20 protein-coding genes, 3 tRNA genes and 1 pseudogene are annotated in these 19,913 nt (G+C 68.1%); 10 read left to right on the top strand and 14 right to left on the bottom strand.

Features of this window, described 5'->3' with window-relative positions; translation table 11 throughout:
- Positions 1-6: 6 nt before the first annotated feature.
- The 6 genes from B5557_RS17945 to B5557_RS17970 form a co-directional block, all read right to left on the bottom strand.
- Positions 7-951, bottom strand: coding sequence for a hypothetical protein (locus tag B5557_RS17945; RefSeq protein WP_107472601.1), 945 nt, complete (start codon positions 949-951; stop codon positions 7-9).
- 131 nt (positions 952-1,082) lie between these two features.
- On the bottom strand, positions 1,083-1,808 hold the full coding sequence (gene rplA, locus B5557_RS17950; protein WP_079660432.1) for a 50S ribosomal protein L1: 726 nt from the start codon (positions 1,806-1,808) through the stop codon (positions 1,083-1,085).
- An 84-nt stretch (positions 1,809-1,892) separates the two neighbouring features.
- Positions 1,893-2,327, bottom strand: a complete 435-nt coding sequence (rplK, locus tag B5557_RS17955; RefSeq protein WP_005481290.1) for a 50S ribosomal protein L11 — start codon at positions 2,325-2,327, stop codon at positions 1,893-1,895.
- Between the two features lie 159 nt (positions 2,328-2,486).
- On the bottom strand, positions 2,487-3,344 hold the full coding sequence (gene nusG / locus B5557_RS17960) for a transcription termination/antitermination protein NusG (RefSeq protein ID WP_079660433.1): 858 nt from the start codon (positions 3,342-3,344) through the stop codon (positions 2,487-2,489).
- Positions 3,345-3,424: 80 nt separating this feature from the next.
- Positions 3,425-3,712 (bottom strand): preprotein translocase subunit SecE, encoded by a 288-nt coding sequence (gene secE, locus B5557_RS17965; RefSeq protein ID WP_079660434.1) that lies wholly within the window; start codon positions 3,710-3,712, stop codon positions 3,425-3,427.
- A 116-nt stretch (positions 3,713-3,828) separates the two neighbouring features.
- Positions 3,829-3,901 (bottom strand) — tRNA-Trp (locus B5557_RS17970).
- 241 nt (positions 3,902-4,142) lie between these two features.
- Between B5557_RS17970 and B5557_RS17975 the strand changes: the two genes are divergently transcribed.
- Together B5557_RS17975 and B5557_RS17980 are read left to right on the top strand one after the other, a co-directional pair.
- Positions 4,143-5,369: a pyridoxal phosphate-dependent aminotransferase gene (locus tag B5557_RS17975; RefSeq protein WP_079660435.1), complete on the top strand. Its 1,227-nt coding sequence runs from the start codon at positions 4,143-4,145 to the stop codon at positions 5,367-5,369.
- A gap of 145 nt (positions 5,370-5,514) precedes the next feature.
- Positions 5,515-6,546, top strand: a complete 1,032-nt coding sequence (locus B5557_RS17980; RefSeq protein ID WP_079660436.1) for an adenosine deaminase — start codon at positions 5,515-5,517, stop codon at positions 6,544-6,546.
- 4 nt (positions 6,547-6,550) lie between these two features.
- On the opposite strand, the gene B5557_RS17985 is transcribed toward B5557_RS17980, so the two are convergent.
- Positions 6,551-7,138 carry a TetR/AcrR family transcriptional regulator gene (locus tag B5557_RS17985; protein ID WP_079660437.1) on the bottom strand — a complete coding sequence of 196 codons (588 nt, stop codon included), beginning with the start codon at positions 7,136-7,138 and terminating at the stop codon, positions 6,551-6,553.
- 98 nt (positions 7,139-7,236) lie between these two features.
- Here B5557_RS17985 and B5557_RS17990 point away from each other — a divergent pair, with 98 nt between their 5' ends.
- Positions 7,237-7,869, top strand: a complete 633-nt coding sequence (locus B5557_RS17990) for an NAD(P)-dependent oxidoreductase (protein WP_079660438.1) — start codon at positions 7,237-7,239, stop codon at positions 7,867-7,869.
- 27 nt (positions 7,870-7,896) lie between these two features.
- Here the strand turns inward: B5557_RS17990 and B5557_RS17995 are convergent, their stop codons facing one another.
- The 6 genes from B5557_RS17995 to B5557_RS18020 all read right to left on the bottom strand — a co-directional run bounded on the left by B5557_RS17995 (position 7,897) and on the right by B5557_RS18020 (position 10,766).
- Complete coding sequence (locus tag B5557_RS17995) at positions 7,897-8,952, bottom strand: UDP-N-acetylmuramate dehydrogenase (RefSeq protein ID WP_079660439.1); 1,056 nt, start codon at positions 8,950-8,952, stop codon at positions 7,897-7,899.
- 263 nt (positions 8,953-9,215) lie between these two features.
- Positions 9,216-9,644, bottom strand: a complete 429-nt coding sequence (locus tag B5557_RS18000; RefSeq protein WP_079660440.1) for a MaoC family dehydratase — start codon at positions 9,642-9,644, stop codon at positions 9,216-9,218.
- Positions 9,645-9,651: 7 nt separating this feature from the next.
- Complete coding sequence (locus tag B5557_RS18005) at positions 9,652-10,140, bottom strand: MaoC family dehydratase N-terminal domain-containing protein (protein WP_079660441.1); 489 nt, start codon at positions 10,138-10,140, stop codon at positions 9,652-9,654.
- Between the two features lie 181 nt (positions 10,141-10,321).
- Complete coding sequence (gene rpmG / locus B5557_RS18010; protein WP_003948671.1) at positions 10,322-10,486, bottom strand: 50S ribosomal protein L33; 165 nt, start codon at positions 10,484-10,486, stop codon at positions 10,322-10,324.
- Between the two features lie 88 nt (positions 10,487-10,574).
- Positions 10,575-10,647 (bottom strand) — tRNA-Met (locus tag B5557_RS18015).
- A gap of 46 nt (positions 10,648-10,693) precedes the next feature.
- A tRNA-Thr gene (locus tag B5557_RS18020) sits at positions 10,694-10,766 on the bottom strand.
- A 257-nt stretch (positions 10,767-11,023) separates the two neighbouring features.
- On the opposite strand from B5557_RS18020, the gene B5557_RS18025 reads away from it, so the two are divergent.
- Positions 11,024-12,340, top strand: a complete 1,317-nt coding sequence (locus B5557_RS18025; protein WP_079660442.1) for a hydrolase — start codon at positions 11,024-11,026, stop codon at positions 12,338-12,340.
- Between the two features lie 166 nt (positions 12,341-12,506).
- Positions 12,507-13,163: an SDR family oxidoreductase gene (locus tag B5557_RS18030; protein WP_079664845.1), complete on the top strand. Its 657-nt coding sequence runs from the start codon at positions 12,507-12,509 to the stop codon at positions 13,161-13,163.
- 22 nt (positions 13,164-13,185) lie between these two features.
- Here B5557_RS18030 and B5557_RS18035 read toward each other — a convergent pair whose 3' ends face one another.
- On the bottom strand, positions 13,186-13,416 hold the full coding sequence (locus tag B5557_RS18035) for a hypothetical protein (RefSeq protein ID WP_079660443.1): 231 nt from the start codon (positions 13,414-13,416) through the stop codon (positions 13,186-13,188).
- 98 nt (positions 13,417-13,514) lie between these two features.
- Between B5557_RS18035 and B5557_RS18040 the strand changes: the two genes are divergently transcribed.
- The 5 genes and pseudogenes from B5557_RS18040 to B5557_RS18060 all read left to right on the top strand — a co-directional run bounded on the left by B5557_RS18040 (position 13,515) and on the right by B5557_RS18060 (position 19,762).
- Positions 13,515-13,814 carry a hypothetical protein gene (locus tag B5557_RS18040; RefSeq protein WP_079660444.1) on the top strand — a complete coding sequence of 100 codons (300 nt, stop codon included), beginning with the start codon at positions 13,515-13,517 and terminating at the stop codon, positions 13,812-13,814.
- A 720-nt stretch (positions 13,815-14,534) separates the two neighbouring features.
- Positions 14,535-15,800 (top strand): IS21 family transposase, encoded by a 1,266-nt coding sequence (istA, locus tag B5557_RS18045; RefSeq protein WP_079657744.1) that lies wholly within the window; start codon positions 14,535-14,537, stop codon positions 15,798-15,800.
- Positions 15,800-16,660, top strand: coding sequence for an IS21-like element helper ATPase IstB (istB, locus tag B5557_RS18050; protein ID WP_079657743.1), 861 nt, complete (start codon positions 15,800-15,802; stop codon positions 16,658-16,660). Before istA ends, istB begins: the two co-directional genes overlap by 1 nt.
- A gap of 305 nt (positions 16,661-16,965) precedes the next feature.
- A pseudogene (locus B5557_RS43730) lies at positions 16,966-17,517 on the top strand (SAV_6107 family HEPN domain-containing protein); the annotation flags it as partial.
- Positions 17,518-18,037: 520 nt separating this feature from the next.
- Positions 18,038-19,762, top strand: a complete 1,725-nt coding sequence (locus B5557_RS18060) for an AIPR family protein (RefSeq protein ID WP_143688190.1) — start codon at positions 18,038-18,040, stop codon at positions 19,760-19,762.
- Positions 19,763-19,913: the final 151 nt, after the last annotated feature.

Consider the following 19,913-nt stretch of genomic DNA (forward strand, 5'->3'; position numbering starts at 1 on the left):
CGTGAATTACGAGCCGACGCCTGCCCCCTTCTGCTGCTTCATCAGCTCCGTGAAGTCGGCGGTGTCGCTCGCCGGGGGCGTCCGGGCGGAGACCTTGGTGCCGTAGTCGGTGTAGTACGCGGTCTGGGAGTAGGCGCCCGCCGTGGTCTCGCCCTTCTCGACCTTCTTGACCAGCAGGTCCCGGTCGTCGACCCAGATGTCCACGGTCTCAGTGGTCACGCCGGCCTGCTCCAGCGTCTTGCGCAGATCGTCGAGTTGGCTGCGGGTGAGGCTGGAGTTCTTCTCGGCGAGGTCGGCCACGGCGAGCGTCCCCGAGTAGTGCGTGGTGTGCTGCCCCCGCACCTTCTCCTCGCCGACCTCCCGCACGTCCCCGGAGGCCAGCAGGAGCTTCACCGACTGGTTCGGGGTGGTGTTCTGCATCTGGTCCTTCAGATACGCGCCGGAGCTGCCGCCGAGGCTCTCCAGGTCGTCGTAGGCGTACTTGATCCAGTGCCGGCCGCCGGCCTGGGTGGCGAAGGTGTCGCCCATCCTGGCGTAGTAGGCGTCGGGCAGATAGCGGGCCTCCATCGACGTGGTGCCCATCTGGCGCATGGTGTCGGCCATGGTGCCACCGGTGTAGGTGATGGTGAGGGTGCCGGTGAGGCCATCGCCCCAGCCGAGGGCGCCGTCGGCGGTCATCGACATCACCGAGCCCATCGTGGTGGTCGACTCGACCTTGGCGGAGTCGGCGCCGTCGGTGGACTTCTCGGCGGTGCGCAGGGCCGCTATGGGGCTGAGCCGCGCACTGCCGCCTCCGCCGCCCTTGTCGGAGCCACCGGATCTCGCGGAGCTCTCGGAACTTGAGGAGCTTGCGGACCCGCCCGACCCGCCGGAACTGCAGGCGGCCACCCCCGCGAACAGCGTCATCGCAACGATCGACAGACTCGCCCGGCGCACGGTCGCACGCTTCACTCGCCCCACCCCCCAGGATTCCCGTGACTGCACGCTAACGCACAGCACTGACATCCGTACGGCGAAAGGGACGAGCCCCGCACCTCGAGAGGTTGCGGGGCTCGTCGCCGACTCAGGGCGAACCGTCAGGTTCAGACCGCGGCCGGGTCCTCCTCGACGAGGAGGTTGCGGGTGCGGTTCGGGTCGACCTGGACGCCGGGGCCGATCGTGGTGCTGATCGCGGCCTTCTTGATGTAGCGACCCTTGGCGGCGGACGGCTTCAGACGGAGGATCTCCTCCAGGGCCGCGCCGTAGTTCTCCACCAGCTGGGTGTCGTCGAAGGAGGACTTGCCGATGATGAAGTGCAGGTTCGAGTGCTTGTCGACGCGGAACTCGATCTTGCCGCCCTTGATCTCCGTGACGGCCTTGGCCACGTCGGGGGTGACAGTGCCGGTCTTCGGGTTCGGCATCAGACCACGGGGACCGAGCACGCGGCCGAGGCGGCCGACCTTGCCCATGAGGTCCGGGGTGGCGACGACGGCGTCGAAGTCCAGACGGCCCTTCGCGACCTCGTCGATCAGTTCGTCGGAGCCGACGATGTCGGCGCCCGCGGCCTCCGCGGCCGCAGCACGGTCACCGGTCGCGAAGACCAGGACCCGGGCGGTCTTGCCGGTGCCGTGCGGCAGGTTCACGGTGCCACGGACCATCTGGTCGGCCTTGCGCGGGTCGACACCCAGGCGGAAGGCGACCTCGACGGTGCCGTCGAACTTGCTCGTGGAGGTCTCCTTGGCGAGACGGACGGCCTCGAGCGGGGCGTACAGCTTCTCCCGGTCGATCTTGGCGTCCGCAGCGCGGAGAGACTTGCTGCGCTTGCTCACTACTGCTCCTGGTGATTCTGAGGAGTCGTGGTACGGGCCGAGCAGGCCCTTCCACACGTCTGTTTGGTACGGGGGGGGGTGAGGTCAGCCCTCGACGGTGATGCCCATGGAACGGGCGGTGCCGGCGATGATCTTCGACGCGGCGTCCAGGTCGTTGGCGTTCAGGTCGGGCAGCTTGGTCGTGGCGATCTCACGGACCTGCGCCTCGGTGATCTTGGCGACCTTGGTCTTGTGCGGCTCGCCCGAGCCCTTCTCGACACCGGCGGCCTTGAGGATCATCTTCGCGGCCGGCGGCGTCTTGGTGACGAAGGTGAAGGAACGGTCCTCGTAGACCGTGATCTCCACCGGGATCACCCAGCCACGCTGCGACTCGGTCGCGGCGTTGTAGGCCTTGCAGAACTCCATGATGTTGACGCCGTGCTGACCGAGCGCGGGGCCGACCGGCGGGGCCGGGTTCGCCGCACCGGCGTTGATCTGGAGCTTGATGAGCCCCGTGACCTTCTTCTTCTTGGGAGGCATTGCTCTCCGGGTCCTTTCATTCGGGTCCATGCCCGCGCCAGGGAACCAACCGAACGCAGGCATACCGCACAACGATAACGGGTATAGATGCGCGGCCAAAAACCGAGCAGGTCAGGCAAGCTGAGACAGCCCGCCTGACCTGGTCGGAAGCAGTGAGATCTAGTTCTTCTGGATCTGGTCGAAGCTGAGCTCGACCGGGGTCTCGCGACCGAAGATCTCGACGAGGCCCTTGACCTTCTTCGAGTCGGCGTTGATCTCGTTGATCGTGGCCTGCAGCGTGGCGAACGGGCCGTCCGTGACGGTGACCGAGTCGCCGACCTCGAAGTCCAGCACCTGGACCTCGACCTTGCGGGCCGGAGCCGGCTTGCCCTCGGCCTCGGCGGCCTCGCGGGCGGCCTTCTCCTCGGCCTCCGGGGCGAGCATCTTGACGATCTCGTCCAGGGTCAGCGGGTACGGGTCGTAGGCGTTGCCCACGAAGCCGGTGACGCCGGGGGTGTTGCGGACGACGCCCCAGGACTCGTTCGTCAGGTCCATGCGCACCAGCACATAGCCGGGGAGCTTGTTCTGGCGAATGGTCTTGCGGTCGCCGTTCTTGATCTGGACGACCTCCTCCTGCGGCACCTCGGCCTGGAAGATGTAGTCCTCGACGTTCAGCGAGACGGCGCGCTGCTCCAGGTTGGTCTTCACGCGGTTCTCGTAACCGGCGTACGTGTGGATCACGTACCACTCGCCGGGGAGGGTGCGCAGCTCCTCGCGCAGGGCAACGACGGGGTCGACGGGCTCGGCCGGCTCCGCTTCCTCGGCCTCGTCGGCGACGATGTCCTCGTCCTCGACGTCCTCGTCGGCTTCCTCGCCCTCGGCTTCCTCGTCCTCGACGTGGAGCGCGGCTTCCTCAGCGGGCTCGCCCGCCTCGGCCTCGGCAGCCTCGAACTCGTCCAGGTCCTCGTCCGCGCCCTCGACGATGTCGAGCTCGTCGTCCACGGACTCGACGTCCTCGTTCAGGTTCTGGTCAGACACGGTGGCTGCTTCTTCCTGGATACATAGGGGTGGAACATGCGAAAGGGGCGCCGGATACCTCGGCGCCCTTCGCGATTGGATCAGCCGAAGACGTACTTGGCGGCGTGGCTGAGTCCATAGTCAATCACGGTCACCAGGCCGATCATGATGACGACGAAGACGATCACCACGGTCGTGTACGTCGTCAGCTGGCTCCGCGTGGGCCATACGACCTTGCGGAGCTCCGCGACGATCTGCCGATAGAAGATGGCCAGACGCTTCAGCGGGCCCTTCTTGGCGCGCTTGCCGCCCTTGCGGGTCTTCTTCTGCGCCTCAGGCACCTCGTCCTGGGCATCAGGCGTGTCGATGGAGCCCACGGCGTCCGCCATTCGTCCTCACCTGTTCCCGGGTCGTGGCCGTGCCGCGCCCGGTCTGAGCCGCACGGCGGTGCATTGCTGCTGTACGTACATGCGCTGCGCACACATCCTGGTGATGGTGTGTGTAGCAGGGCCGGAGGGACTTGAACCCCCAACCGCTGGTTTTGGAGACCAGTGCTCTACCAATTGAGCTACGACCCTTTGTTGTGTTCCCCAACGTACCGCATCCGACCGGGTGCTCGGTGTGCACCTGTTGTGGCGCGGCTGTTGAAGGCCAACGACGTGTGAGTGTACGTGGTCTTGGGCCCCTCGTCGAACGGAAAGCGTTCTTGATCGGATTCGCTCCGCTGTTCACCGGGATGTTCACACTGATGGCCCGTCGGCTGACCAGTCCGTGAAACCCGTGTGCCGGGCGGGTTTCCGGTCTGAAACCATGGACCCTATGAGCGCTGCAACCCCTCCCACCGAGCGCCGGGTCTCCGCCCGAATCGGCGCGATCTCCGAGTCCGCCACTCTCGCCGTGGACGCCAAGGCCAAGGCCCTGAAGGCCGCCGGGCGGCCGGTGATCGGCTTCGGCGCCGGTGAGCCCGACTTCCCGACTCCGGACTACATCGTCGAGGCCGCGATCGAGGCCTGCAAGAACCCGAAGTACCACCGGTACACGCCGGCCGGCGGTCTGCCCGAGCTGAAGGCCGCGATCGCCGCGAAGACGCTGCGCGACTCCGGCTACGAGGTCGACGCGTCCCAGATCCTGGTGACCAACGGCGGCAAGCAGGCGATCTACGAGGCGTTCGCCGCGATCCTCGACCCGGGCGACGAGGTCATCGTCCCGGCGCCGTACTGGACCACTTACCCGGAGTCGATCCGGCTGGCCGGCGGTGTCCCGGTGGAGGTCGTCGCCGACGAGACGACCGGCTACCGGGTCTCCGTCGAGCAGCTGGAGGCGGCGCGCACCGAGAACACGAAGGTCGTTCTCTTCGTCTCGCCCTCCAACCCGACCGGCGCGGTCTACAGCGCCGAGGACGCCGAGGCGATCGGCCGCTGGGCCGTGGAGCACGGCCTGTGGGTGATGACGGACGAGATCTACGAGCACCTCGTCTACGGCGACGCGACGTTCACCTCGCTGCCGGCGATCCTCCCCGAGCTGCGCGACAAGTGCATCGTCGTCAACGGTGTCGCCAAGACGTACGCGATGACCGGCTGGCGGGTGGGCTGGATCATCGGCCCGAAGGACGTCGTCAAGGCCGCGACGAACCTGCAGTCGCACGCCACGTCGAACGTCTCCAACGTGGCGCAGGTCGCCGCGCTGGCCGCCGTCTCCGGTGACCTGGAGGCGGTCGCGAAGATGCGCGAGGCCTTCGACCGGCGTCGCAAGACCATCGTGCGGATGCTCAACGAGATCGACGGCGTCCTCTGCCCGGAGCCCGAGGGCGCGTTCTACGCCTACCCGTCGGTGAAGGGGCTGCTCGGCAAGGAGATCCGCGGCAAGCGCCCGCAGGACTCGGTCGAGCTCGCCGCGCTCATCCTGGAGGAGGCCGAGGTCGCGGTGGTGCCGGGCGAGGCCTTCGGCACGCCGGGCTATCTGCGCCTGTCGTACGCGCTGGGCGACGAGGACCTCGTCGAGGGCGTGAGCCGCATCCAGAAGCTGCTGGCGGAGGCCAGGGACTGACCAGTCCCACAGCCAGGGGCCGACTACTCACGTGAGCAGTCCGCGGGCCGTCTCCTTCGGGAGGCGGCCCGTTGCTGTGTGCGAGCAAGGCCACGTTCGGGGAATCGGCTACCCGGACGACGCCCGCGTACGGCAGGATCACCCAATGGAGCGTGTACGTGATGTCTCTGAGCTGCCGAAGGCCCATCTGCACCTGCACTTCACCGGTTCGATGCGGCCGGCCACCGTGCTGGAACTGGCCGACAAGTACGGCGTGCGCCTGCCCGAGGCGCTGACCGAGGCGCTGACGAGCGGGGAGCCCCCGAAGCTGCGGGCCACCGACGAGCGGGGCTGGTTCCGCTTCCAGCGCCTGTACGACGCGGCGCGTTCGTGCCTCAGGGAGCCGGAGGACATCCAGCGGCTGGTGCGGGAGGCCGCGGAGGAGGACCTGAAGGACGGCTCGGGCTGGCTGGAGATCCAGGTGGACCCGACGTCGTACGCGCCCCGGCTGGGTGGGCTGATCCCGGCGCTGGAGATCATCCTGGACGCGGTGGAGTCGGCCTCGCGCGACACCGGGCTCGGTATGCGGGTGCTGGTGGCGGCGAACCGTATGAAGCATCCGCTGGACGCCCGCACCCTGGCCCGGCTGGCCGTGCGGTACGCGGACCGGGGGGTGGTCGGGTTCGGGCTGTCGAACGACGAACGCCGGGGCATGGCCCGGGACTTCGACCGGGCGTTCGCCATCGCACGGGAGGGCGGTCTGCTGTCCGCGCCGCACGGCGGCGAGTTGACGGGGCCTGCGTCCGTACGCGACTGCCTGGACGATCTGCACGCGAACCGGCTGGGGCACGGGGTGCGGGCGGCCGAGGATCCGCGGCTGCTGAAGAGGCTCGCCGACCGGGGCGTGACCTGCGAGGTGTGCCCGGCGTCGAACGTAGCGCTGGGCGTCTACGAGAAGCCGGCGGACGTTCCGCTGCGGACCCTGTTCGACGCGGGCGTCCCCATGGCCCTGGGCGCCGACGACCCGCTGCTGTTCGGCTCACGGCTGGCGGCCCAGTACGACTTCGCCCGCCACCACCACGCCTTCACGGACGAGGAGTTGGCGGAACTGGCCCGGCAGTCGGTGCGGGGATCGGCGGCGCCGCAGGACGTGCAGGCGAAGCTGCTGTCGGGCGTGGAGGACTGGCTGGCGTCCTGAGCCCTCAGCCGGCGATGCCGGCCAGCAGGGTACGGGCCAGGCGTACGGCGAAGTCGGCCGCCTCCGGCCGCTCCCCCAGCGCGTCGTAGGCGAACGCCCGCTGGGCGCAGGCTCCCATCAGCAGCGAGGCCGCGGCAAACACGTCCGCCTCCCGCCGGACCCGGCCCACGCCCTGCTCGGCCCGCAGATACGCCGCGAGCTGCTCGATCGGCACGTGGGGGCCCGCGCCCAGCTCCCGCATGGCCTCGTCGTGCCGCCGCTTGAGCTGGGTCTCGGCGTACAGGGAGGCCGCGATCGGGAAGCTCTGCTCGTAGAAGAGCGCCGCTTGGCGGGCGATCTCGGTGAGGTTCCCCTCCAGTGTGCCGCGGCCGGGCTCCGCGGCCAGGCTGCTCAGCATCGGGGTCAGCCGGGGCAGCCGCTCCGCGAGGACGCGGATGAACAGCTCCTCCTTGCTCGCGAAGTACTTGTAGAGCGCCGCCTCGGAGCAGCCGGCCGCCTTCGCGATCTCCTTGGTGGTGGCACGGGCCAGTCCGACGGTGAGCATCAGCTCGTGCGCGGCGTCGAGGATGCGGACGCGGGCCGGTCGATCCATGCGGGTTCCCCTCTTGACGGGTGGGTGAACGCTTACCCACTCTAGAGGAAGCAGGGGTGAGTGAATGCTCACCCACCTAGGGGGAGTGGGAGCACGCCATGAAGTTCACCGTTTTCGGCGCCACCGGAGGCATCGGCAGGGAGCTGGTCCGTCAGGCCCTGGGCGCGGGCCACGAGGTCACGGCCGTCGTACGGGATCCCGCCCGGCTCGCCATCACCGGCGGACGCCTGGAGGTGGTCCGCGCGGACCTCACCGACCCGGAGGCGCTGCGCCCCGCCGTGACCGGCCGGGACGCGGTCCTGTCCGGGCTCGGGGCGCGCCGCCGCAAGGACGCCGGCGTCGCCGCCCGGCTGACGCGTACGGTCCTGTCGGCCCTGGAGGCGGAGGACGTGCGCCGGCTGCTCGTGGTGAGCGCCGGTCCGGTCGGCCCCGAGCCGGAGGGGGACGGCGCTCTGGACCGCACGGTGCGCGGCATCGTCTCGGCGGCCCTGAAGGACGTGTACGCCGACCTGCGGGAGATGGAGGCGGAACTGGCGCGCAGCGCCACCGACTGGACGGTGGTACGACCGCCCCGGCTGCAGGACAAGCCGGTGACCGGGGCATACCGGACCGTCGTGGGCGGCTTCCCGCGCAAGGGCCGGTTCATCGGGCGGGCCGACGTGGCGCACGCGATGCTGGCGATGGTGAAGGACGCGGGCACGGTGAAGCAGGGAGTGGGGGTGGCCTACTAGGGCGCCGGCGGCCCGCTCGATGGGCGCCTACAGGCTGACGCCCACCATCACCGGCTCGTTGACCAGGGTGATCCCGAATGCCTCGCGCACGCCGGTCACGACCTCGCGGGCCAGCGCCAGCAGGTCCTCCGTGGTGGCCGTGCCGCGGTTGGTGAGGGCGAGGGTGTGCTTGGTGGAGATGCGGGCGGGCCCGCTGCCGTACCCCTTGGTGAAGCCCGCCTTGTCGATCAGCCAGGCAGCGGAGGTCTTGGTGTGGCCCTCGCCGGCCGGATAGGCGGGCGGCTCCACGCCGTCGCCCAGCCGTTCGCGCACGCGCGCGTGGAACACGGCGAAGTCGGCGTCGGTGACGATCGGGTTGGTGAAGAACGAACCGGCCGACCAGGTGTCGTGGTCCTCGGCATCGAGGACCATGCCCTTCCCGGCGCGCAGCTTCAGCACGGTCTCGCGGGCCTGCGCGAGCGGCACCCGGTCCCCCGGCTCGACGCCCAGCGCGCGTGCCGTCTCGGCGTACTTCAGGGGCGCCGACAACCCGTCCGCGTCGGCCAGTTCGAAGCGGACACGCAGGACGACATACCGCTCGGGGTCGGCCTTGAAGCGGCTGTGACGGTAGGAGAAGGCGCACTCCTCGTTGGTGAGCGCGACCGTCTCGCCCGCCCGGCGGTCGTAGGCGATGACCTCGGTGATCGTCGAGGAGACCTCCTGGCCGTACGCCCCGACGTTCTGGATCGGTGTGGCGCCCGCCGAGCCGGGGATGCCGGCCAGGCATTCGACGCCGGCGAGCCCGGCTTCCACGGTGCGGGCGACGGCGTCGGTCCAGACCTCGCCGGCGGCCAGTTCCAGCCGGGTCCCGAGGAGTTCGAAGCCTCGGGTGGCGATGCGCAGGGCGGTGCCCTCGAAGCCCTTGTCGCCGATGACGAGGTTGGAGCCGCCGCCGACGACGAGCAACGGTGTGCCGTCGGCGTCGGCCTCGCGCACGGCGGCGATCACCTCGGCGTCGGTCGTCGCGGTCACCAGCCTGGTGGCGGGACCGCCCAACCGGAAGGTGGTCAGCGGGGCGAGCGGGGCGTCCTGGAGTTCCTGCACGCGCCCAAGCCTACGAGACACCCCCGACAGCCCCGCCCGCCGTCCCGCCCGCACCGCCGTCGACCCTGCTCCCGCGGACGGACGCTGGACATCACGCGGTGGGGCCACGCCGACGCGGCTGAGGGGAGGGCCCTGCGCCAAGGGCCGACGGAACGCCGTCCCGGCCTCGCCCGTTGGGGCAGGTAGGGGGCCGCAAACAAGTAAGGAGCGCCCCGCAATGGAGAACGCCCCTTACTCGCGTACCTGCGCGCAGCCGCCCGACGTCAGCCCAGCCGCACGACCGCCCGGGACATCCCGAGCACCTTCTGTCCGCCGCTGGTCACGGTCAGGTCGACCCGCACGGTGTTGTCGTCGAGCTTGGCGCCGACCTTGCCGGTGACCTCGATCACCGCGCCCTGGTCGTCGTTCGGAACCACGACCGGCCTGGTGAAGCGGACGCCGTAGTCGACGAGCGCGCCCGGGTCGCCGGTCCAGTCGGTGACGACGCGGATCGCCTCGGCCATGGTGAACATGCCGTGCGCGATGACGTCCGGCAGGCCCACCTCCTTGGCGAACCTCTCGTTCCAGTGGATGGGGTTGAAGTCCCCCGAGGCGCCCGCGTACTGCACGAGCGTGGCGCGGTTCACAGGGAAGGACTGGGCCGGCAGCTCGGTGCCGACCTCGACGTCGTCGTAAGCGATCTTCGCCGTCATCGGTTCCTCACGCCTCCCCGTCTGCTTCTGCGGGCGTCGACGCCTGCTCAGGCTCCGCCGCGCGGGCGACCAGTTTGGTCCAGGCGGTGACGACGAGCTCGCCGGACTCGTCGTGGACCTCGCCACGGATGTCCAGGATGTCGTTGCCGGCCATGGACTTGACGGCCTCGATGGTCGAAGTGACCGTGAGCCGGTCACCGGCGCGCACCGGACGCTTGTAGGCGAACTTCTGGTCGCCGTGTACCACGCGGTTGTAGTCGAGGCCCAGCTGAGGGTCCCGGACGACCTGTCCCGCCGCCTTGAAGGTGATCGAGAACACGAAGGTCGGCGGCGCGATCACATCGGCGTATCCGAGCGCCTTCGCGGCGTCCGGGTCGGTGTACGCCGGGTTGGCGTCGCCCACGGCCTCGGCGAACTCGCGGATCTTCTCCCGGCCGACCTCATAGGGATCGGTGGGCGGGTAGGTCCGCCCGACGAAGGACTGGTCGAGCGCCATGGGCCTCGGCACCTCCTGGTTGCTCTGCGTGATTGCGCTGCGTTGCGTTACTGGCTGCGCTGCATTACTGGCCGGCTTCACCGACCGGGTCTACTGATCAGCCTTACCAACCGGTACGGGTCACTCAACGACACGAGGCCGCCCCCGATCACTCGGGGACGGCCTCGCATACGAGCCTGATTTATCGCGTCTCGCGGTGCGCGGTGTGCGCGTTGCAACGCGGGCAGTGCTTCTTCATCTCCAGTCGGTCCGGGTTGTTACGCCGGTTCTTCTTGGTGATGTAGTTCCGCTCCTTGCACTCCACGCAGGCCAGCGTGATCTTCGGGCGGACGTCGGTGGCAGCCACAGGAGTGCTCCTTGACGAACGGATAGGACGATTTACGCATAGAAGAGTAGCCGATCGAAGGACCGACCCCACAATCGGCTACTGTCAGTAGCGGTGACCGGACTTGAACCGGTGACACAGCGATTATGAGCCGCTTGCTCTACCGACTGAGCTACACCGCTTTGATGGGATCAGGTCCCGCCTTGCGACGGGAACCTCACCCACCAGAGCCCCAATACGGAATCGAACCGTAGACCTTCTCCTTACCATGGAGACGCTCTGCCGACTGAGCTATTGGGGCGAGCGATGAAGACATTACACGGTCCGCGGCCGTTCACCCAAATCCGTTTCACGAGGCCCTACGGGGCCGCCGAGAGGGCCGTTTCCCCAAGGTCCCGGCGGTCTCCTGAGCCCCTCCGACACGTCCGACCACACCGGTATGACTATTGCGCTCCTCCCCGCCCGTCCCGAACCGCCGTCCTAGGCTCGACTCACTCTGCGTGATCTTGCGTTCCCGCGCGATCTCGTACGACACAGTCGCCGAGCCCCTGGAGCGCGATGCCCGACAGCCAGCCGCAACCGCCCCCCTCGTGGTCGTCGTGGTCGTCCTGGTCGCCCCAGTCGTCCCGGTCGTCCTGGTCCGGTGCTTCGGGAGACTCGCCGGACCCGGCCCCCCTCCTGCTGTGCGGGGCGCGTCTGACGGACGGCCGGACCGTGGACGTACGGCTGGGCCGCGGGCGCATCGAGGCGGTCGGCACGGCCGGCAGCCTGACCGTGGGCCCGGCGACCGGCCAGTCCCCCGGCGGCACGCGCCTGGACCTCGGGGGCTACCTCCTGCTCCCCGCACCCGCCGAGCCGCACGCGCACGCCGACACCGCGCTCACGGCCGACACCGACGGCCCCGTCTCGTATGCCCCTCTGGACGTCCAGCGTCGTGCCACGGAGGCCGCGCTGCTGCAGCTCGGCCATGGCGCGACGGCGCTGCGCGCCCATGTGCGCGTGGGCGACGTCCAGGGCCTCGGCGCGCTGGCCGCCGTACTCCAGGCCGGGCGTTCGCTGCGCGGGCTCGTCGAGCTGACGGCGGTGGCGGTTCCCCGGGTGCTGACGGGGGCAGCGGGAGCGGACGGGCTCGCGATGCTGCACGACGCGGTGAAGATGGGCGCGTCGGTGGTGGGCGGCTGCCCGGACCTGGACCCCGATCCGACGGGCTACGTGGAGGCCGTCCTGGAGGTCGCCGCCGAGCACGGTTGTCCCGTCGACCTGCACACCGACGCCGCCGACCCGGCGCGTCTCGCCCGCCTCGCCGCGATGGCCGGCGGTCTGCGCCCCGGCGTCACCCTCAGCCCCTGCGGCGGCCTCGACCGCCTTGCCGCCGAGACGGCCGGCCGAGCCGCCGGCCAACTGGCCGCCGCCGGCGTGACGGTGGTCTGCCTCCCCCAGGGCGGCTGCGGCTCCGCCCCACACCGGGGTGCGGCACCCGTACGGCTGTTGCGTGCGGCCGGGGTGCGGGTGGCGGCCGGCAGCGGGGCGTTGCGGGACGTCTCCAACCCGGTCGGCCGCGGCGACCCTCTGGAGGCGGCCTACCTGCTCGCCTCCCGCCACGGCCTGCGCCCCGAGGACGCCTACGACGCCGTGAGCACGTCCGCACGGGCCGCTCTGGGCCTGCCCGAGGTCCGCGTGGAGGCGGGGTTCCCGGCCGACCTGCTGGCCGTCCGCGGCGACCGGCTGGCGGGTGTCCTGTCGCTGGCGTACAGCCGGATCGTGATCCACCGGGGGCGCGTGGTGGCCCGCACGAGCGCGGTCCGCGAGTACCGCAACTCGACGGCCACAACGGAGTTGGGCCTGCCGAGGCAGGGTCGGGGGGACCTTTCGTAGAACGCCGCGGCCGCAGAGGACGGCGAGGACGGTGAGGACGGCAAGGACGCAGAGGAGTTGGGGCCGCGGCCCAGCCGGAAGGGGCGTTTTTGGGGTTCGGGGATACGGGCGGGGTCTGGCCGAAGTCATGCGGCGGACGGGGCTGTCCGGGCGTACGGTCGGAAGCATGCGCATTGTCATCGCTGGTGGACATGGTCAGATCGCGCTGCGGCTGGAGCGTCTGCTCGCCGCGCGCGGAGACGAGGTCGCGGGGATCGTCCGCAAGGCCGAGCAGGCCGACGACCTGCTGGCGGCCGGTGCCGAACCGGTGGTCCTGGACCTGGAGTCGGCGTCCGTCGAGGAGGTCGCGGAGCGGCTGCGCGGCGCGGACGCGGCGGTGTTCGCGGCGGGCGCGGGCCCGGGCAGCGGGACGGCCCGCAAGGACACGGTGGACAGGGGCGCGGCGGTGCTGTTCGCGGACGCCGCGGTCCGGGCGGGTGTACGGCGCTTCGTGGTCGTGTCGTCGATGGGCGCGGACGCCGATCACCAGGGCGACGAGGTGTTCGACGTCTATCAGCGCGCCAAGGGCGAGGCGGACGCGTACGTGCAGGGCCTGGGCTCCCTCGACTGGACGATCCTGCGGCCGGGCGCGCTGACGGACGACGCCGGCACCGGTCTGGTTCGCCTGGAGGCCCATACGGGCCGTGGTCCCGTCCCGCGCGACGACGTGGCGGCCGTGCTGGCCGAGCTGCTGGACACCCCGGCGACGTCCGGCCTCACCCTGGAGCTGATCAGCGGCTCGGCTCCGGTGTCGGTGGCGGTGAAGGCGGTGGCGGGGAACTGAGGGCAGCCGCGCGCCACCGGCGCTAGAAGAGAGGCAGCTGTCCCGGGAACTCCGGGACTGTATATCCGTCCAACGACGGCTGGGCGGCGCCGAGTTGCGCCGTCCTGCGGGAGCCGGGGCAGGAGACGAGCTCCCCACTCTCGCGCGCGCCCGGCGGGTCGTGCCGGGCGAACCGTCCGGCGACCACGGCGATCTCGCGACGACACTCGGGGCAGGTTCTACGACGGCTGGACGTGCCGGACGTGCTGGACATGGGGCCAGTCTGCCCCAGTGGGCCACGCGGGTATCCCGTGGCGGGACGCGCCCCGCTCGCCGCGCGGAAGTGCGGTCGCCTGCTTAGCATCCGTACACGTGGCACATACCTTCGAGGAACTCGTGGAGAAGCAGCGCGCGGCCGACGAGGCACACGCGAGGGTCGAAGAGCTGCGGGACGCGTACGGCGCGCCCACGGCCACCCCCTGGTCGGAGATCCAGACCGACACCTACGAAACCGCCTGGCGTGCCTGGCGCGACCTCGCCCGCGACGTCCAGGCCGCGGTGACCGAGTACGCCAAGGACGAGAACAAACCGCGTACCGACGTCGAGGCGGAGGTGAAAAGGGCGGGGAAGCCACCGGGAGACAGCTCGGAAACATCGCCCGCGGGAGAGTAGGGCGAGTGAAGCGCGGTCGCCCCGCGCCCTCCCCCCCCCCCCCCCCCCCCCCCCCCCCCGCACACACGAAGAAACCCCTCCATCCTGCGTTTCCGCAGTACGGAGGGGTTCCCTCTCTCAGCGTGGCGGCGCCAGGATTCGAACCTGGGAAGGCTGAGCCGGCAGATTTACAGTCCCCCGTTGAATCCGCAGCGCGGTAGCGCCTGACCTGCAAGAAAACGGCCCACCTAGGGCAAGCCCCCGTGCGGCGTCCACGCCTCGTCCACAGACGGCCGGAGGGCAGGCTTCAACGGTCACCTGATGCAGGACTGACGATGCCCAGTCCGCCACAAGCCAAGAGGGCTGCACCCGACCACCGGCTCCGTACCGCGTCCGCGCCGACGATGTCGAGCCCCAGCCGAATGGGTTCCGCACCACCTTATTTACACACGACCCAAAGCGCACGATGCTGCTGTCGTGTGTCGATCACGTTGATAGCGTGGCTACCAACTCTCTGGGGGTGAGGGGATGGGGTGGGCAGCAGGGCCCTTCGTTGCGGTACTTGCGGCACTGTCCGTATACGGAGGGGTGCGGCTCGTCCACGACGTACGCATGTGGCGCGCGACGAGCCTCTCGGCAACGGGTGAAACGAGGGCCACGGACGGCGGATGAAAAGTGAGCCACTCTGCGATCTCTTGATCATCCTGACTTCACTGGTGCTGAGGTCGGGAGGAAGAGAGGGTGATCCACGTGGAGGACTGGGCTGAGATCCGCCGCATGCACCGGGTGGAGGGGCTGTCGGCTCGTGCGGTGGCCCGTCAGCTGGGGATCTCCAGGAACACCGTGCTGCGGGCTTTGGCCTCGGACCGTCCGCCGCGGTATCGGCGGGCGCCGAAGGGCTCGGCGGTGGACGCGGTGGAGCCTGCCGTGCGGGAGCTGCTGAAACAGACGCCGACGATGCCCGTGACGGTGATCGCGGAGCGGATCGGCTGGGAGCGGGGGCTGACGATTCTGCGGGAGCGGGTGCGTGAGCTGCGGCCGGCTTATCTGCCGGTGGACCCCGTCTCGCGGACGGTCTATGAGCCGGGTGAGCTCGCGCAGTGCGACCTGTGGTTCCCGGCCGTGGACATCCCGCTCGGTTACGGCCAGAGCGGGCGGCCGCCGGTGCTGGTCATGGTGTCCGGTTATTCGCGGGTGATCACGGCTCGGATGCTGCCCTCACGGCAGACGGGCGATCTGATCGACGCCCACTGGCGGCTGCTGACCGCTTGGGGAGCCGTGCCGAAGATGCTGGTCTGGGACAACGAAGCCGGAGTCGGCAAGGGACGCCTGACCAGCGAGTTTGCCGCGTTCGCGGGCCTGCTCGCCATCCGGGTGCACCTCTGCCGGCCCCGGGACCCGGAGGCGAAGGGCCTGGTCGAGCGCGCGAACGGCTACCTGGAGACCAGCTTCCTGCCCGGCCGCCTCTTCTCCGGCCCGGACGACTTCAATGCCCAGCTGACCGCCTGGCTGCAGATCGCCAACCGGCGCCATCACCGCGTCATCGACGCCCGGCCGATCGACCGTTGGGAGCGCGACCGGGCGTCGATGCTCGCCATCCCGCCCGTCGGCCCGCCCCACTGGTGGCCGCTTCGCACCCGTCTGGGCCGGGACCACTACATCCGCGTCGACACCAACGACTACTCCGTCCACCCCCGCGCGATCGGCCACATCGTCACGGTGCACGCCGACACCGAGGAGATCACCGTGACCTGCGGCGACGACCTGGTGGCCCGTCATGCCCGCTGCTGGGCCAGGCATCAGAGCCTGACCGACCCCGAGCACGCCGCGGCGGCCCGGAACCTGCGCGGTGAGGTGATCCACCAGCAGGCGGCCCGGGCGGCCACCGCCAGGGCCGCGGCCCTGGCCCCCGACAGCCTCGGCATCGAGGTCGAACAACGCGAGCTGGGCACCTACGACCGCATGTTCACCCTCATCGAGGGCGGCGGCGGGAAGGAGGACACCTGATGGCCCCAACCACCGCCCCCGCGAAAACACACCCTCCCACCGCGGACGCGGCCGGCGCGGCCAAGCCCGACGGCCAGAGCGCCCGCACGGGCCGGCAGACCGCCGCCGACCTGGCTTTCCTCGCCCGTGCCATGAAGGCCCCGGCCCTGCTGGACGCCGCCGAGCGCCTGGCCGAACGCGCCCGCACCGAATCGTGGACCCACACCGAGTACCTGGTCGCCTGCCTGCAGCGCGAGGTCTCCGCCCGCGACTCCCACGGCGGCGAGGGCCGCATCCGCGCCGCCCGCTTCCCCGCCATCAAGACCATCGAGGAGCTCGATCTCACTCATCTGCGTGGTCTGACGCGCCAACAACTCGCACACCTGGGAACATTGGACTTCATAGCGGCCAAAGAGAACGCCGTCTTCCTGGGACCGCCGGGCACCGGCAAGACCCACCTGGCGACCGGACTCGCCGTCCGGGCCTGCCAGGCCGGCCACCGGGTCGCGTTCGCCACCGCCGCCCAGTGGGTCGACCGCCTTGCCGCCGCCCACCAGAGCGGCCGGCTCCAAGACGAACTGGTCAAGCTCGGCCGCTACCCGCTGATCGTGATCGACGAGGTCGGCTACATCCCGTTCGAGGCCGAGGCCGCGAACCTGTTCTTCCAGCTCGTCTCGAACAGATACGAGAGAGCCAGCGTGATCGTCACCTCGAACAAACCCTTCGGACGCTGGGGAGAGACCTTCGGCGACGAGACCGTCGCCGCCGCCATGATCGACCGACTCGTCCACCACGCCGAGGTCCACTCCCTCAAAGGCGAGTCCTACCGCATGAAGGGCCGCGAACTCGGCCGCGTCCCCACCGCCACCGACAACGACTGACGAACAACCGAGGCCGCACAGTGGCTCACGATTGAACCGTTCGAACTGGTCCCAAATTCAGCCGTTGCCGACAGAGCCAGGGGGCCACCCGCGAGCAACCTCCCGAAGAACTCCTCAAAGACGCCTATCGACAAGCCCTCCGCTCCGTCGACGACAGCGCATGGTTGGCCGCCGAAGATGTCGTGACCGGCACCCTCTCAGCGCTGCAATCACGTTGGGAGCTAGTCAGCCGTCGAACTCCGCCTGCGTCGTATCCGCACGACAGGCCGAATCGCCAAGGAGTCGAGAAGCCTCGGTTCATCGGTCGAGCCACTACTCCACCTGCGGCACTCGATCTGCTGGCTCAAGCCCGCGCTGGCCTCGATGAGGCCGCCACCCGCGCGGACCCCAATGAGCGGTTCGCCACAGCCCATCTGGCAGCCTTGCGGGCTGCTGCGGCCGTGCTCGCCGCACGTGGACGCCCCGAACCCTCCCCGGGCCAGAAGCGAGCGCGAATCCGGTCCGCGTGGGAGGTGCTGCCCGACGTCGCCCCCGAACTGGCCGAGTGGAGCGCCTTGTTTGCGGCTGGCGCCCGTCGCAGAGCGCGCGCGGAGGCCGGGATCACAGGGGCCGCGACCCAGCGCGATGCTGACGATCTTGTTCGCGATGCCAGCATGTTTCTCCGACTTGTAGAACGGATGCTTCCGCAGCTTCCCGTCACTGACCTGCTGGAGCTCACCGAAAATCAGGACACTGGCGCCGCAGTACGGCACCTCTCTCACGGGTTCGATGAATTGTTCAAAGCACTCGGTCCTCCACCCCCAGGACTCAACCAACGGCAATCGGTAGCAGGCGGCGGAGGGGGAACAGCGCGATGACGCGAGAAGCATCAGACACCCCGCAGCATGAACACACCGGCCTAGAAATAGCCATGCAATGGGCAGAACTACCCGCCGAACACTTGCAGGTGGCTCTCAAAGCGCTCGAACCTCAACTGCGGCGCGAACACGAGCTGCGCATGGCCCAGCAGGCGGCCCTCCAACAACTGGAGCTTGAAAGCCTCCGTCTCCAGACCCGGGAGAAGTCTGCCAGCCGATCCCACGCGCTGTTACTCACGGGCCTGATCGCCGGTTTCCTACTTAGCGCAGGCATGCTCGTAGGGGCTGTCATCGTCGGCATGGAAGGGCACGTGGGCCTGTCTTCCATGCTCTCGGGGCCAAGCGTTCTAGCTTTGGCTTCTTTGTTCGTACTCCGCCGCTCTGATGTAACCCAGACACGGGCGGTAGCCCGGGCCCAGGCCGCCGCCACATCGCAGGCCGCCCAGCCCCCTCTCCCGTGAGGCTTCAACTGAACTTTGTTAATCTATTAATCAGATATAAGCGGCACATAGGGGCACAAGTGGACAGGATCACTGGTAGCTGGCTTCAGGAATTCTCTGAAGAACGTCAACTGACTCGTGAACCTCAGTCAGATCAGTTCGAAGCATTCTCTGCATATTGCGTGATTTCAAGTGAGTTTGATGGCGAGTTTGATCCTGTCGAAGTCCGCACCGGCGGCGGGAACGATCTGGCAGTTGATGCCGCCGCTCTAGTGGTGAACGGCGACATCATCACAGATTCCGAAGAAATCGAAGACCTCAGAAGTCGCAACAACTATCTACACGCCCGAATTCTGATCGTGCAGGCCAAAACCACAAGCGGCTTCGATGGAGCTCGAATTACGGATCTCGCAGATAATCTCTGCGACTTCTTTTCGACGAACCCCACACTTCCCATGAGCGACGAGCTAAAGCAATTCAAGGAGCTCATCGAGAGGCTTTACGCTAACAGTACCGCCTTCCGTAAAGGATCACCCGACCTCGTAGTCAGGTACGTGACGACGGGTACGTGGAGCGGCGACACTCACCTAACATCCAAAGTGGCCGCTGCAAAAGCTAGGCTCGAAGCGCTGAATATTTTCGAATCGGTGAGCTTCGAATGCCTTGGCGCCAAAGAGATCCAAGCTCTCTACCGCGGCGCAAAAAATACGGTTGAAGCCGAGTTCCTATTTCCTAATCAAGTCCTCCTCCCTGTCATTGAGGGGGTTGAGCAGTCCTACATTGGGACCGTTGAGGCATCCGAGTACATGAAGCTCATCAGTGATGCCAACGGAAACATCAGGAAATCTCTCTTCTACGAGAACGTTCGCGATTTCCAAGACTACAACGATGTCAATAGGGGAATCAGGGACACCCTGCAGGAGGAGCACCTGCGCGGGCGTTTCGTTGTCCTGAACAACGGCGTTACCGTAGTCGCCCGCGAGATGAACGTGGTCAGGGACAAGTTCACCTTGCGCGACTATCAAATCGTTAACGGTTGCCAGACAAGCCATGTTCTATTCGACGAAAAGGATCAGCTCGAAGGAGTGCACGTTCCACTCCGCCTGATCGTGACCCAAGATGAGGACGTCGCGAGCAGCGTGACGGCCGCAACTAATAAGCAGACCCTTGTTTCCGACGAAGATTTGAAGGCGCTCGAAGTCCTTCAGAAAGAACTAGAAGCATTCTTTGAAGCCCATCCGATCGAAAAACGCCTATACTACGAGCGTCGCTCCAAGCAACATAGCTCAGTTCCCGGGCTCGAAAAGACGAGAATCATCACTCGTCCTCAACTCGTTCGCAGCTACGCAGCCATGATGTTGGACGAGCCGTGGCGCGCAGGTCGCTACTACAAAGAATTGCAGCGCATTCGCGGTGATGAAATCTTTGCACCGGGAGACTCCCCAGACCCGTACTATGTAAGCGCTGTGGCAGCATATCGATTGGAATACTTCTTCCGCAATGGCTACGTTGACGGGAGATTTAAGCCGGCACGCTATCAGATTCTGATGGGCATTCGCCATTACGCCGAACCCGGAGAAATTCCAAGTAAGCGGCGAGACCTGGAGAAATATTGTGTTCGCCTAGCCGATCGCCTTTGGGATCCACAGGAGGGTCCGAAGCTCGTACAAGCGGTCCTTCCTGTGGTCGACTCGGCAGTTGAGGCTACCGAGAAAGATAGAATCCTTGATCGCGATACTGTGCGAACTCAAAACTTCACAGACCTGATTCTAAAGGGCGTTGAGTCCTTGCCTCGCCGGAAGTAGTCGGCTCTGGAATGACGACCTAAAAACGGATTGCATCAGATCAGCGAGAATCCCGATTCAGCACGGCGCCAGAACAGCGACGGCCCGCACTGTTCGGTGCGGGCCGATACGCAGGGCAATTGGACGGAAACGCAGGCGGAGTGCTGCTTGA

This window comes from Streptomyces sp. 3214.6, from assembly GCF_900129855.1.
Lineage (GTDB): Bacteria > Actinomycetota > Actinomycetes > Streptomycetales > Streptomycetaceae > Streptomyces > Streptomyces soliscabiei.

What these genes read in the sequence shown, in the direction of transcription:
- istB (WP_079657743.1), top strand. Translation starts at nt 15,800, where the DNA reads ATGGCCCCAACCACCGCCCCCGCGAAAACACACCCTCCCACCGCGGAC.
- rplK (WP_005481290.1), bottom strand. Translation starts at nt 2,327, where the DNA reads ATGCCTCCCAAGAAGAAGAAGGTCACGGGGCTCATCAAGCTCCAGATC.
- B5557_RS18030 (WP_079664845.1), top strand. Translation starts at nt 12,507, where the DNA reads ATGCGCATTGTCATCGCTGGTGGACATGGTCAGATCGCGCTGCGGCTG.
- B5557_RS18035 (WP_079660443.1), bottom strand. Translation starts at nt 13,416, where the DNA reads ATGTCCAGCACGTCCGGCACGTCCAGCCGTCGTAGAACCTGCCCCGAG.
- B5557_RS18005 (WP_079660441.1), bottom strand. Translation starts at nt 10,140, where the DNA reads ATGGCGCTCGACCAGTCCTTCGTCGGGCGGACCTACCCGCCCACCGAT.
- B5557_RS18025 (WP_079660442.1), top strand. Translation starts at nt 11,024, where the DNA reads ATGCCCGACAGCCAGCCGCAACCGCCCCCCTCGTGGTCGTCGTGGTCG.
- B5557_RS18000 (WP_079660440.1), bottom strand. Translation starts at nt 9,644, where the DNA reads ATGACGGCGAAGATCGCTTACGACGACGTCGAGGTCGGCACCGAGCTG.
- secE (WP_079660434.1), bottom strand. Translation starts at nt 3,712, where the DNA reads ATGGCGGACGCCGTGGGCTCCATCGACACGCCTGATGCCCAGGACGAG.
- B5557_RS17985 (WP_079660437.1), bottom strand. Translation starts at nt 7,138, where the DNA reads ATGGATCGACCGGCCCGCGTCCGCATCCTCGACGCCGCGCACGAGCTG.
- B5557_RS17980 (WP_079660436.1), top strand. Translation starts at nt 5,515, where the DNA reads ATGGAGCGTGTACGTGATGTCTCTGAGCTGCCGAAGGCCCATCTGCAC.
- B5557_RS17975 (WP_079660435.1), top strand. Translation starts at nt 4,143, where the DNA reads ATGAGCGCTGCAACCCCTCCCACCGAGCGCCGGGTCTCCGCCCGAATC.
- B5557_RS17990 (WP_079660438.1), top strand. Translation starts at nt 7,237, where the DNA reads ATGAAGTTCACCGTTTTCGGCGCCACCGGAGGCATCGGCAGGGAGCTG.